Source organism: Vibrio sp. L85, from assembly GCF_963871815.1.
Taxonomy (GTDB): Bacteria; Pseudomonadota; Gammaproteobacteria; order Enterobacterales; family Vibrionaceae; genus Vibrio; species Vibrio harveyi.
On the sequence record NZ_CAWMYL010000012.1, the window covers coordinates 1 to 12,490 of the forward strand.

A 12,490-nucleotide genomic window follows, 5' to 3' on the forward strand; every position below is an offset into this window, starting at 1 on the left:
ATTCGGGATTCGGGATTCGGGATTCGGGATTCGGGATTCGGGATTCGACTTTATTTTGCTTTTCTAGGAACAAGTTCCGTCAACACCTCATTAATAAAAATACCTTTTCCTATACTCTCAACGAGTACCTCTCGATTCCAAAAGCGAAACGCTCCCGCCTCTCGGAGCGTAGCGTTCTCGATTCAAAAAGCCGTAAAACGCAAAAAAGCCGTAGCATTTCTGCTACGGCTTTCTCTAATACGGTCGGTGAAGAGCCATATTCTAACTTCAGGCGAACCCCATTTGGTTCACTACTATCAAAGCCAAATTTGCGACCGCTGAAACGACGAAAGCCTGCTCATTGAGCAGGCTTTCTGAAAATGGTCGGTGAAGAGGGATTCGAACCCCCGACCCTCTGGTCCCAAACCAGATGCGCTACCAAGCTGCGCTATTCACCGATATGTTTAACTGAGGACTTGTCCCCGTCAACGGATGCGTATATTACGGATTCTTTAGTTAGACGCAAGCGCTTTTTACAAAAAAACGTAATGTCTTAATTCGTTTGACGATTTACTGAACACTAGCACGTGAAATGTGACTAAGAACCCACAATAAAACACAGTTTATTAACCTTGGCAACATAATTGATCCAGATCAGTGTGCAAAAAAACACCACCCATTAACGTTGTCCATGTCGGAAATATCTTGGAGGAAACGTATGGACTTTTGGCTTGATCTCCTATTTGGTAATGCGGTGGGACTATCGTCAATGATAGTAATCTTTGGGGCAATTGGTCTGATGTTGTTTTACGGCGGTTTCTTCATTTACAAGATTATGAACGACAAATCTCCTCACTAGATCTCGCTTAGCTCTAGAAACGCTTTGCACCGGAGTTGGTTACTTGCCTGCTCCGGTTTTTTATTTGATCTCAATGCACTACTCATTGATATAATCTTACTATTCCTACCCTGTTCTTTATGAGATTGCCGTTATGTCTCAAGACGACGATTTTGATCTGTTTCAACAGATGATGGGCGACGTAAAGCCTATCGACCACGATACTGCAGAGCACAAAAAAGTGCACCAAGTGACGGACGCTCAGATGGCGAAACGCGAAGCCGCAATTTGGCTTACTGAAGACGACCCAGAGTACCTGTCGATTGACCATGCAGAAATACTCAAACCCGATGACTTTATCGAGTTCAAACGGGATGGTGTACAAGATGGTGTATACCGCAAACTACGCCTTGGTAAATACCCAATTCAAGCTCGACTTGATCTGCACCGTAAGACACTGAAAGAAGCACGTGACGAAGTAGTCAAATTCCTCAAGCAATGTATTGAGATGGATATCCGTACCGTCGTGATCGTACATGGTCGTGGCGAGCGCTCTAATCCACCAGCATTAATGAAAAGTTTCGTCAGCAGTTGGTTACAACAGATCCGTGAAGTGCAATGCGTGCATAGTGCACAACGATTCCACGGTGGCAGCGGCGCCGTTTACGTTCTATTAAGAAAGAGTGCTGAAAAGAAAATGGAGACGCGTGAACGTCATCAAAAACGTTTAGGCTAACTCGAATCTCGGTGCTAGAATGCCCGACCTTATCTTGTCTTGCTGCAATTAACTGCGGAAAGACAACCTTTATTAACCGCCGTTGTGAAACGTTAGGAGATCAACATGTCACAAGACAACGCAAAACGCTTAAACAAATACATCAGCGAAACGGGCTTCTGCTCACGTCGTGAAGCCGACCGTCTTATCGAGCAAGGTCGTGTCACCATTAATGGTCAACAACCAGAAATGGGAACAAAAGTACTCCCAGGCGATGACGTTTGTGTCGATGGCAACCCTGTTGCAGCAAAAGAAAAACCGATTTATATCGCGTTGAACAAACCAACGGGCATCACCTGTACAACTGAACGCGACATCCCGGGCAACATCGTTGATTTCATCGGTCATAAAAAGCGTATCTTCCCTATCGGTCGTCTGGATAAGCCCTCAGATGGTTTGATCTTTCTGACTAACGATGGCGATATCGTAAATAAGATTCTGCGTGCAGGTAACAACCACGAAAAAGAATACGTGGTACGTGTTGATAAGCCTATTACTGGCGAATTCCTAAAACAGATGTCGAGCGGTGTGAAAATCCTCGATACAGTCACGCTACCTTGTCAGGTAACAAAAGAAACCAAATTCTCTTTCCGCATCGTGTTAACGCAAGGTTTGAACCGTCAAATCCGTCGTATGTGTGAAGCGCTCGGCTACGAAGTATTTAAACTGCGTCGCGTACGTATCATGAACATCTCACTTGATGGCATTCCAAATGGTAAATGGCGTTACCTGAGTGACGATGAAGTGGCAGAGATCCTAGCAATGTGTGAAGGTTCAGTGGGCACAGAGGAAGCGTCAAAGACAGATTCTAAAGGTCGTAACATTCGTAAAGCGACCGATGCCAAACTATTTGATAGCCGCGAAGAAAATCAAGGTTCAACGGCACGCCGTAACCAAAAAACACGTACCTTCCGTGGTAACAACGCGGATGAATTCCGACATGCGCCAAATTCTAAAAAAGGTCAGCAAAAACGTCGCCAACGTGATGATGAGAATGCACGCCCTGCAAAAGAGCACTACAAAGCGAAACCACAAGGTGAACGCAATAAACCTCAATCACCGAGCAAGCCTAAGCAGCATTACATGAATCCAAATGCAGCGAAGCCAAGCAAACCAACGAAACGCACAGGCGGCACGTTGAGCCTGAAGAAGTAACCATTCGCTCCATCACAAGATCAAAAAAGGACGCTCATCAGCGTCCTTTTTATTGGTCATGTATTTACAGACAAAGAGGAGCAAATTGACCACGTGTTAGACTCAACAAATCTTTGGGTGCCAATTCAATTTCTAAACCACGCTTACCTGCGCTCACACAGATCGTCTCTTGCTGTGTTGCACTTTCATGCAGAAAAGTAGGCAGCGCTTTCTTCTGCCCCAATGGGCTGATTCCACCCACAACATAACCTGTGGTCTTTTGAGCGATTTCAGGATCTGCCATGTCCGCTTTCTTACCTTTCGCAGCTTTCGCAGCCAATTTTAGGTTCAATTTTTGATCGACAGGAATGATCGCAACGGCAAGGTTCTTAGGCTCGCCGTTTAAGCAAAACAGCAAAGTCTTAAATACTTTCTTTGGATCTTGTCCCAATACTTCTGCTGCTTCTAATCCGTAGCTGTCTGCTCTTGGATCATGCTCATATTGGTGAATGGTGTGTGAAACTTTTTTCTTTTTCGCAAGATTAATGGCCGGAGTCATCAAGATTCTCCTTATAAAACAAAAAACGCTGCCCCTAGTGAGGAGCAGCGCTTTAAGTTAATGGTATCAGCGACTTTGAGTCAATCGCTTTTTACTTGTAAACCATCTCACCTGAAGGCGCGTATTCGTTTACGTCAATTGGGCTGTGTGACTCTAGGTACTCTTTCAGTACTTCAGCATCCGTAAAGCCTGTATTTACGTAACCTGGGTGAGTGTTAACTTTCGGGTAGCCGTCACCGCCTGAAGCGTTGTAACTTGGTACAGTAAAGCGGTACTCACCATCAAGTCGAAGCTGTTTGCCACCGATAAATACATTTGCTACTTTGCCATTCTCAACAGTCATTGAAATACCAGCGAACTGAGCGTAAGCGCCAGAATCAACAGGTTTCGTTGCAACAACATTTAGGTAGTCTAGTACTTCTTTACCAGACATATCTACGTAAGAAACCATGTTGCCAAATGGTTGAACGGTCAGCACATCTTTGTACGTGATGTCACCCGCTTCAATTGAATCACGAACACCACCTGAGTTCATTACAGCGAAGTCTGCTTTCGCACGCTCCATGTGTGCTGTTGCGATCAGACGACCAAGGTTCGTTTGTTGGAAACGTACCACATTGCGATCACCTTCCAGTTTGCCATTGGATTCTGCAATCTTAACGTTTAGCTTGCCTTGACCTTTTTCTTGGTAAGGACGTAGGAAATCAAGCATAGCTTCATCTTGCGCGATCTCATCTTGGATAAGCACGCGTTGAGATTTACCATCAACTTTGATCTTCTTCTTCAGGTTCACAGGGATCAGATCGTAGCTCACCATAGACAATTCGCCGTTGCGGAATTCGTAATCAGCTCGACCAACGTACTTACCCCACTCGTACGCTTGTACGATGTAAGTGCCGTTTTGCTCATCTGGTTTACACTCTTCACCCGGCTTGAAGTTCTTCTTAATAACGTTTGGACCTTCCATACATACAGGCTCTTGTGAGTGACCACCCACAATCATGTCCAAATCACCTTCATTTAGGTAGCGAGCCAACGCAACATCACCCGGAGCGTTCACACCACGGTTGCCGTTTTCGTAGTGACCCATATGTGTCACTGCAAAGATAAGGTCTGGCTTCTCAGTTTCTTTTAGCTCAGCGATCAGCTTCTTCGCTTCTTCTTTCGGATCACGGAAGTCAACTTGACCAATGTACTCTGGGTTACCTAGTTTTGCTGTGTCTTCTGTCGTTAGACCGATCACGGCAATCTTGATGCCTTGCTTATTGAACATTGCGTAAGGTTGGAACAAGCGCTCACCGGTTTCCTTATCGTAAATGTTCGCAGACAGCATTGGGAAGTTAGCCCACTCTTGCTGCTTGAATAGCACGTCAAGTGGGTTATCGAACTCATGGTTACCCAACGCCATCGCGTCGTAACCAATTTTGCTCATACCTTTGAAATCTGGTTCCGCATCTTGCAGATCTGATTCAGGAACACCTGTATTGATATCGCCGCCTGACAGTAGAAGAACGCTGCCACCCTCTGCTTGAATTTCTGTACGTAGCTCGTCGATCAATGTCTTGCGAGCTGCCATACCATACTCACCGTATTTGTTTTGCCAGAAGCGACCGTGGTGGTCGTTCGTGTGCAGTACAGTCAGTTTGTATGTTGTATCTTCATTCCATTCATGTGCTGGTTGCGTTGCGCATCCGGCAAGAGTTGCCAGAATCGCCGCGCTCAAAGCGGTTTTTACAATCAGGCGTTGCTTCATTGTTTTACCTTTTTATCGTCTGGGGTCCACTGCAGACGCTCTTAACCCTTTAAAGGAGCTCCGTCCATATAATTAAGAGCGCTAAAACTTGACGTAGTTTATAGGAAGAATTGCACGCTAACATATTGATTTCATAATTATGATGCATGGATCACTAATGACTATTTTAACAACTGCAACTCTGACGCTACGTTTCAACAGATTATAGACCCATTCACAGGCAATCGTTTTGCTGTGACATTGGCAGGCATTTCAATGCAATTGGTAAGCGAGAAGCGAGAAGCGAGAAGCGAGAAGCGAGAAGCGAGAAGCGAGAAAAGAATAATTTGGCAGAATGAATATGCCAATACAAAAATGGTCAGCACATTGGCTGACCATTTCCCACAAACATTCAGTAAACTGATTATTTGATATCGATGCTGTCGAAGCTCTTAATTAGGTCATCTAGTGACTTCATTTGCGCTAGGAATGGCTCAAGTTTATCTAGAGGCAGTGCAGACGGACCATCACAGCGAGCTTGATCTGGGTTCGGGTGCGCTTCAATAAACAGACCTGCGATGCCTGTTGCTAGACCCGCTTTCGCAAGTTCAACGGTTTGCTCACGACGACCACCAGATGCCGCGCCCGACGGATCGCGCATTTGTAGCGAGTGCGTTACGTCAAAAATGATTGGGCTGCCTTTTGATGCGTTCTTCATGACACCAAAACCAAGCATATCAACCACTAGGTTGTCGTAACCATGGCAAGAGCCGCGCTCACATAAAATGATGTTTTCGTTACCACACTCAGCAAACTTCTCAACGATGTTACCTACTTGACCAGGGCTCATGAACTGAGGTTTTTTAACGTTGATCACCGCGCCTGTTTTCGCCATTGCTTCTACAAGGTCAGTTTGACGAGCTAGGAATGCAGGAAGTTGGATAACATCAACCACATCAGCGACAGGTTGAGCTTGTTCCTCAGTGTGAACATCAGTGATGATCTTCACGCCAAACGTGTCTTTCAGCTCTTGGAAGATTTTCATGCCTTCTTCCAGACCAGGACCACGGTATGAATGAACAGAACTGCGGTTTGCTTTATCGAACGATGCCTTGAACACGTATGGGATGCCAAGTTTGTCGGTTACTTTTACGTAGTGCTCACAGATCTGCATAGCAAGATCACGAGACTCAAGAACGTTCATACCTGCAAATAGGGTGAATGGCTTGTCGTTAGCAACCTGAATGTCGCCAATATTAACGATTTTCTGTTCCATTTTGATTCTCTTTTGTCTGTCTTCGACACGCCGCTTTCAGCATGCCGATAAAATTTAGTGAAGCGTAACGTGCTTTTCGCTCATCGCGTTAACTTGTGATTTTAGTAGCTCTGATGCCGGATCGTCTGGGCATTGGTCAATAAAGTACTGAAAATCTGAAACTGCTACCTGATGGCACTCCAATTGTTGGAAGATAAAGCCTCGGTCACGAATCTCGTATGGGTCGTCCGGTACGAAAGTCAGCGCAAGGTTGGTGCACCGTAGTGCTAACGTATAACGCTCTTCACGCAACATCGCACTTTTAATTAATGCCAACCAACGACCTATTACTGTTGGGTTATCCGCTTCTTCAAAGTGCTCAGGCTTCAAGGTTGCAAGTGGACCTTCTTGACCAATCAGCCAAGCTTGAAGGATTTTCTCACCAACGTATTCACCGTTAAATGGATTAATGTAGTCCGGCGTTTTGTGCATCCAATCTACTTTGATCAAAAATTGCGTCGGAAAGGTCACGCCTTTCATCGGAAAACCAAGTCGGTTCCCCAAGTAGAGTAGGACCGCCCCCAAACTAACGGGAATGCCTTTTTTACGCTCCAACACTTTATCAATGAAGCTATTGTCAGAGATAAAGTACTCTTGATCGTCGCCTTTAAAGCCCCATTCATAAAAGAACAAACGGAGAAACGAATCAAAACGTTGTTCTTCGTCCGTCTCGTGAACCAGAATAGCTTCCGCTTCTTTATAAAGACGTTCTAATTCTTGCTTTGCCCAATGCACATTAGTGTCTGGATTGATGGAGTGGTTCAGTTCTAACGCGCCTTCCACCAACGCCATGTTGTCAAAATCTTCGTCAAAAAACTCAAGCATGAAGATTACCCAAATAAGTTTGGATTTTTAGATACGGCAATATTAGCGGCCATCACTAGCCAGCCTAGAGCACCAAAGAAGGCGAAAATTCTCAGCAGCTTGTTCTTTGCCATCTTTAAAGCAAAGAAACCAAGAGCAATGTACGCAAGCACACAAGTGATCTTGTTGGTTAACCAAGGCGCTGCATCCGTAAATGGAATAAAGCCTGTCACCATGATCAAACCAATACCGGAAAGGAGTAACGCGGTATCAACAATATGTGGGAAAACTTTTAGGAATCGGTTGTTGCGCTTTGGAGAATCCATCATCAACAATACGAATCGGATCGATAGTAGCGTCGCACTCAATGCGATCGTTACTAAGTGAATGTGTTTTAGAGCTACGTACATTTCATTTCTCTTTTATAAGTTACTGCTGACTTGCTCGTTATTATGAAGGCTTGTAACAACCAAGTGTCACTCGGTCGTTACCGCCGTAGTCTTTTTCCGTGACTACTTGTTCAAAACCAAAATGAGTCATGATCTCACGAACAGCTTCGCCTTGGTCATAACCATGTTCAAACGCGAGCCACCCATCTTCTTCCAAATATTGACGAGCAAGATCAGAGATATGGCGAATATCCGCCAAGCCATTCTCATCCGCAACGAGTGCCGATTTTGGCTCAAAACGCACATCACCTTGCGCGAGATGTGGATCTTTTTCGTCGATATACGGTGGGTTGGAGACAATTAAAGCAAACTTTGTTCCACTGGCAATAGGTTCGAACCAACTACCTTGATCAAACGTCACATTTTTGATGTTTAACTGCGATGCGTTGTACTCTGCGAGCTTTTTCGCTTCATGTTTAAGGTCAACCCCCATCACTTGGCGCTTGGGTAACTCAGACGCCAATGCCAATGCAATCGCCCCAGTGCCAGTGCCTAAATCAAGGATTGGTCCTGTCTGCTCGTAAGTTTTATCCAATGCAACTTCAACCAAACGTTCCGTGTCCGGTCTTGGAATTAATGTGGATGGAGAGACTTTAAGAGGTAAAGACCAAAACTCGCGTTCACCGATAATGTAAGCCACAGGCTCACCCGTGATACGACGAGTCAATAACGCATCAAACTGAGCTTGTTGCTCGGGGTCCAATGCTTTTTCAGGCCAAGTCAGAAGATAGGTTCTTGGTTTGCCAAGGACATGGCAAAGAAGTACGGCTGCATCGAGAGAAGGCGACTCTTTGCCGCCTTCAGTCAATCTTGCCGTCGCACTTTTCAGCGCTTGCTCAATAGATTGAACTTGGCTCATCGATTAGTTGTTCTCTGCGAGCGCCGCAAGTTGGTCTGCTTGGTGCTCTTGAACCACAGGATCAATCAAACTTTGCAGGTCACCTTCCATCACTTCGTTCAAACGGTAGATGGTTAGGTTGATGCGGTGGTCAGAAACTCGACCTTGTGGGTAGTTGTAAGTACGGATACGGTCACTACGGTCACCAGAACCTAATAGGTTACGACGTGTATCAGAAACTTCTGCTGCACGACGTTCTTCTTCTGCTTGAACGATGCGAGCAGCAAGTACTGCCATCGCTTTTGCTTTGTTCTTATGCTGTGAACGCTCGTCTTGACACTCTACTACTGTACCAGTTGGTAAGTGGGTAATACGGATTGCAGAATCCGTGGTGTTAACGTGCTGACCACCCGCGCCAGATGCACGGAATGTATCGATTTTTAGGTCTGCTGCCTTGATTTCTGGCAGATCCGCTTCTGGGATTTCCGCCATAACCGCTACGGTACACGCAGAAGTATGAACACGACCTTGAGATTCGGTCGCTGGTACACGTTGTACACGGTGACCGCCTGACTCAAACTTCAGCACGCCGTATGCGCCGTCACCGCTCACTTTCGCGATCATCTCTTTGTAACCACCGTGTTCAGCTTCGTTTGAAGACATCACCTCGATACGCCAACCACGCTTTTCTGCGTATTTGCTGTACATACGGAACAGGTCACCAGCGAAGATACCTGCTTCGTCACCACCCGCACCTGCACGGATTTCTAGGAAACAGTTACGGTCATCGTTTGGATCTTTTGGAAGAAGAAGAATTTGTAGCTCATCAGTTAGACGCTCAATCGTTTCTTTTGCTTCTTTGATTTCTTCCTGCGCCATTTCACGCATTTCTTCGTCGTCTTCGTTCGCCATATCTTCAGCAGCGACAAGATCGTCTTGCGCTTGTTGATACGCTTGGAAGCACTTAGTAACTTCTTCTAGCTGAGAGTACTCTTTTGATAGAGCGCGGAATTTATCCTGGTTTCCAATTACATCAGGATCACCAAGAAGATGTTGAACTTCTTCGTAACGTTCTACTAGCGTTTCTAGCTTAGTCAGAATAGAGGCTTTCATAGTGTCGTTTTCTTAATAAAAAGCGTGAGTTACAGATCATCCAAACCAAGGGTCTGGCGGATAACCGTTAATTTTGCTGGTTCGCCCTGCTCTGCTGCACTTTGCAGCGCGCGAGTTGGAGCGTGAATCAGTTTGTTGGTGAGTTTATTACTAAGTTCGCGCAGCACTTTCTCTGGGTCTGCACCGGTTGCCAATGATTGTAGGCTTTTACTTAGTAAGTCTTCACGAATTTCGTTGGCCGATTTGCGATAATCACGAATGCTATCCACTGCTTGAAGTGAACGCAGCCACGTCATAAATGCCGCGCTTTCTTCGCTAACGATCGCTTCTGCTTGAATGGCTTCTACTTTACGTTGTTCGATGTTGCTATCAATGATCGACTGTAAGTCATCCACCGAGTACAAGTAAGCGTCACTCAATTCCCCAACCTGAGCTTCCACATCGCGAGGTACTGCGATATCGACCAATAACATCGGTTGATGACGACGTTTCTTCAACGCGGTCTCAACCATACCTTTACCAATGATAGGTAGAGGACTCGCAGTTGAGCTGATGACGATGTCTGCTCTTGGTAAATGGTCAGGAATTTCATTCAAGCTGATCACTTCTGCTCCAAATTGTTCTGCTAGACCAAGAGCTCGCTCTCGAGTTCGGTTTGCAACAATCATCTTAGTACAGCCGTTCGACGCTAAGTGTTTTGCCACCAATTCGATGGTTTCACCTGCACCAACCAACAGTACCGTTGAGTCAGACAGTGATTCAAAGATGTGTTTCGCCAATGTACAGGCAGCATAAGCCACCGACACGGCGTTACCACCAATATCAGTTTCTGTTCGAACACGTTTTGCGACTGAGAAAGTCTTTTGGAACAACTTATCAATCGACGCATCCACCGCCTGATGATCTCGGGAATCAGAAAACGCTTGTTTTACCTGACCCAAAATCTGAGGCTCACCTAGTACCAGTGAATCAAGGCCGCAAGAAACACGCATCAAGTGCTTAATCGCCGCTTGCTCTTCATGGACATAAAGGCTCGGCATCAAGTCTTCTTGACTAACTTGATGGAACTGGGCTAACCAGTCGATAAGCTTATTTCGCGCTCCTTGCTTCACGTCGCAGTACACTTCGGTACGGTTACAGGTAGAAACAATCACACTGCCATTGACGGCTTCATGGTCTCTGAGTTGCTCAAGTGCTGGTCCCAATTTATCGGGTCCGAACGCCACTTTCTCTCGCAAGTCAACAGACGCTGTATTGTGATTGATTCCAATAGCAAGCAAGGACATCTAACGTGGTATCTCTGAGATCGGTTATAAAATAGGTTCAGAATTTTACTGTAAGCACGCATTTATTGAAAGGGTAAGCCGGATTTGTTTTCCTTCACTCGGCTTTTCAATGCTATAGTTGTGAGCGATTACCGATGAAACTGATTAATAAGCCATCAAACATGACCTTACGCTCCTTTCTCATCTTGCTCATGTTGAGCATTGTTCTCGCAGGTTGTAGTTCTGTTCCTGAAAGTGTCACCAGCGTAGAGTGGCAGGCACACGAGCAGCGACTTGAAACCATTAAAAATTTTCAAGCCACAGGTAAACTTGGCTACATTGGTCCCGATCAAAGACAAAGCCTGAATTTCTTCTGGAAGCACTCTTCGTCATTAAGCCAGTTACGCTTAACGACCTTACTTGGTCAAACCGCATTAAAGCTCACTATTACGCCACAAGGCGCAACCGTCGAAACCTATGATGACCAAGTACTCTCCGCTCGTGATGCTAACCAACTGATTTACCGATTAACCGGCTTAATGATGCCAGTTGACCATTTACCTGATTGGCTACTTGGCTTACCAACAGATGCCGACTCTTTCCAACTATCACCGACCAATACTCTCCAAGCACTGGACAAACAGATCGGTTTGAACGACTGGAATATTGCTTACCAGCGTTACGGTGATATTGAGTGGCATAACCAGACGTTACCTCTCCCAAACAAGCTAAAACTAAGTACGTCTGACGTAAAAATTAATTTAGTGATCACAAAATGGAACATCACCCAATGATCGATCTTTCAACCCGTTGGCCATCACCAGCGAAATTGAATCTCTTTCTTTATATCAATGGTCGGACCGAAAACGGTTACCACGAGTTACAAACTCTATTCCAGTTCGTCGATCACGGCGATGAACTAACCATTCAAGCGAACGATTCAGGTGAGATCACGATTTCGCCAGAGATCGAAGGTGTTCCTCTGCAAGACAATTTGATCTGGAAAGCGGCGACCACACTTCAACGTTATGCGAAATGCTCTTATGGGGCACATATCGATCTTCATAAGATCTTACCTATGGGCGGTGGCATTGGCGGCGGCTCATCCAACGCAGCAACTACTTTGGTTGCGCTCAATTACCTATGGCAAACCCATCTTAGTGATGATGAATTAGCCGAAATTGGTCTTGCACTTGGTGCAGATGTGCCTGTATTTGTGCGTGGTTTTGCCGCATTTGCTGAAGGCGTTGGTGAGAAACTTTCTCCTGCTCATCCAGATGAGAAATGGTATTTAGTTGTTCGTCCAAATGTTTCTATTGCAACCGCCGACATATTCGGACATCCGGATTTGACTCGAAACACGCCAAAACGCGATTTAGAAACGCTTTTGAACACGCCAAGCGTAAACGATTGCGAAAAAATTGTACGAATGCTCTACCCAGAGGTTGATAAGCAACTTTCATGGCTGCTACAATACGCGCCGTCAAGATTGACGGGGACAGGATCTTGCGTTTTTGCTGAATTTTCGAGCAAATCCGAAGCAGAAACTATCCTTGCACAACTCTCTGATAAAGTCTCGGCATTTGTCGCTCAAGGGCGAAATATTTCGCCACTAAAAGAGACTTTGGCTGAATACCAATCAGCCTCACACCGACCTATTTAAACTGGACGCAAACCCGAGGTTTCCAC

13 protein-coding genes and 1 tRNA gene are annotated in these 12,490 nt (G+C 45.5%); 5 read left to right on the top strand and 9 right to left on the bottom strand.

Annotated elements, in window-relative coordinates:
* Positions 1–360 precede the first annotated feature (360 nt).
* A tRNA-Pro gene (locus tag AACR11_RS02040) sits at positions 361–437 on the bottom strand.
* 260 nt (positions 438–697) lie between these two features.
* On the opposite strand from AACR11_RS02040, the gene AACR11_RS02045 reads away from it, so the two are divergent.
* The 3 genes from AACR11_RS02045 (at position 698) to rluF (ending at position 2,747) form a co-directional block, all read left to right on the top strand.
* Entirely contained in the window at positions 698–838 is a 141-nt protein-coding gene (locus AACR11_RS02045; protein ID WP_005382236.1) for a DUF3149 domain-containing protein, read from the top strand.
* Positions 839–971: 133 nt separating this feature from the next.
* Complete coding sequence (gene smrA, locus AACR11_RS02050; RefSeq protein WP_029789163.1) at positions 972–1,553, top strand: DNA endonuclease SmrA; 582 nt, start codon at positions 972–974, stop codon at positions 1,551–1,553.
* A 105-nt stretch (positions 1,554–1,658) separates the two neighbouring features.
* A complete protein-coding gene (gene rluF / locus AACR11_RS02055) occupies positions 1,659–2,747 on the top strand; it encodes a 23S rRNA pseudouridine(2604) synthase RluF (RefSeq protein WP_029789164.1) in 1,089 nt (362 codons plus the stop codon).
* Between the two features lie 64 nt (positions 2,748–2,811).
* Here rluF and ybaK read toward each other — a convergent pair whose 3' ends face one another.
* From ybaK to hemA, 8 genes are all read right to left on the bottom strand, one after another.
* Complete coding sequence (gene ybaK / locus AACR11_RS02060) at positions 2,812–3,285, bottom strand: Cys-tRNA(Pro) deacylase (RefSeq protein WP_005449237.1); 474 nt, start codon at positions 3,283–3,285, stop codon at positions 2,812–2,814.
* 91 nt (positions 3,286–3,376) lie between these two features.
* Positions 3,377–5,038: a bifunctional UDP-sugar hydrolase/5'-nucleotidase UshA gene (ushA, locus tag AACR11_RS02065; RefSeq protein WP_009696822.1), complete on the bottom strand. Its 1,662-nt coding sequence runs from the start codon at positions 5,036–5,038 to the stop codon at positions 3,377–3,379.
* A 403-nt stretch (positions 5,039–5,441) separates the two neighbouring features.
* Positions 5,442–6,293, bottom strand: coding sequence for a 3-deoxy-8-phosphooctulonate synthase (gene kdsA / locus AACR11_RS02070; RefSeq protein WP_005449239.1), 852 nt, complete (start codon positions 6,291–6,293; stop codon positions 5,442–5,444).
* Between the two features lie 54 nt (positions 6,294–6,347).
* The gene (locus AACR11_RS02075) at positions 6,348–7,157 is read right to left on the bottom strand and encodes a SirB1 family protein (protein ID WP_005449240.1); all 810 of its coding nucleotides are present in this window, start codon (positions 7,155–7,157) and stop codon (positions 6,348–6,350) included.
* Between the two features lie 5 nt (positions 7,158–7,162).
* Positions 7,163–7,546 (bottom strand): SirB2 family protein, encoded by a 384-nt coding sequence (locus AACR11_RS02080; RefSeq protein WP_005449241.1) that lies wholly within the window; start codon positions 7,544–7,546, stop codon positions 7,163–7,165.
* 40 nt (positions 7,547–7,586) lie between these two features.
* Positions 7,587–8,444: a peptide chain release factor N(5)-glutamine methyltransferase gene (prmC, locus tag AACR11_RS02085; protein WP_029789165.1), complete on the bottom strand. Its 858-nt coding sequence runs from the start codon at positions 8,442–8,444 to the stop codon at positions 7,587–7,589.
* Between the two features lie 3 nt (positions 8,445–8,447).
* On the bottom strand, positions 8,448–9,536 hold the full coding sequence (gene prfA, locus AACR11_RS02090) for a peptide chain release factor 1 (RefSeq protein ID WP_005449249.1): 1,089 nt from the start codon (positions 9,534–9,536) through the stop codon (positions 8,448–8,450).
* A gap of 29 nt (positions 9,537–9,565) precedes the next feature.
* Positions 9,566–10,822 (bottom strand): glutamyl-tRNA reductase, encoded by a 1,257-nt coding sequence (gene hemA / locus AACR11_RS02095; RefSeq protein WP_005449251.1) that lies wholly within the window; start codon positions 10,820–10,822, stop codon positions 9,566–9,568.
* A 134-nt stretch (positions 10,823–10,956) separates the two neighbouring features.
* Between hemA and lolB the strand changes: the two genes are divergently transcribed.
* Together lolB and ispE are read left to right on the top strand one after the other, a co-directional pair.
* A complete protein-coding gene (gene lolB, locus AACR11_RS02100) occupies positions 10,957–11,595 on the top strand; it encodes a lipoprotein insertase outer membrane protein LolB (RefSeq protein WP_029789166.1) in 639 nt (212 codons plus the stop codon).
* Positions 11,592–12,464, top strand: coding sequence for a 4-(cytidine 5'-diphospho)-2-C-methyl-D-erythritol kinase (gene ispE / locus AACR11_RS02105; RefSeq protein ID WP_029789167.1), 873 nt, complete (start codon positions 11,592–11,594; stop codon positions 12,462–12,464). The genes lolB and ispE overlap by 4 nt, the downstream gene beginning before the upstream one ends.
* Positions 12,465–12,490 lie beyond the last annotated feature (26 nt).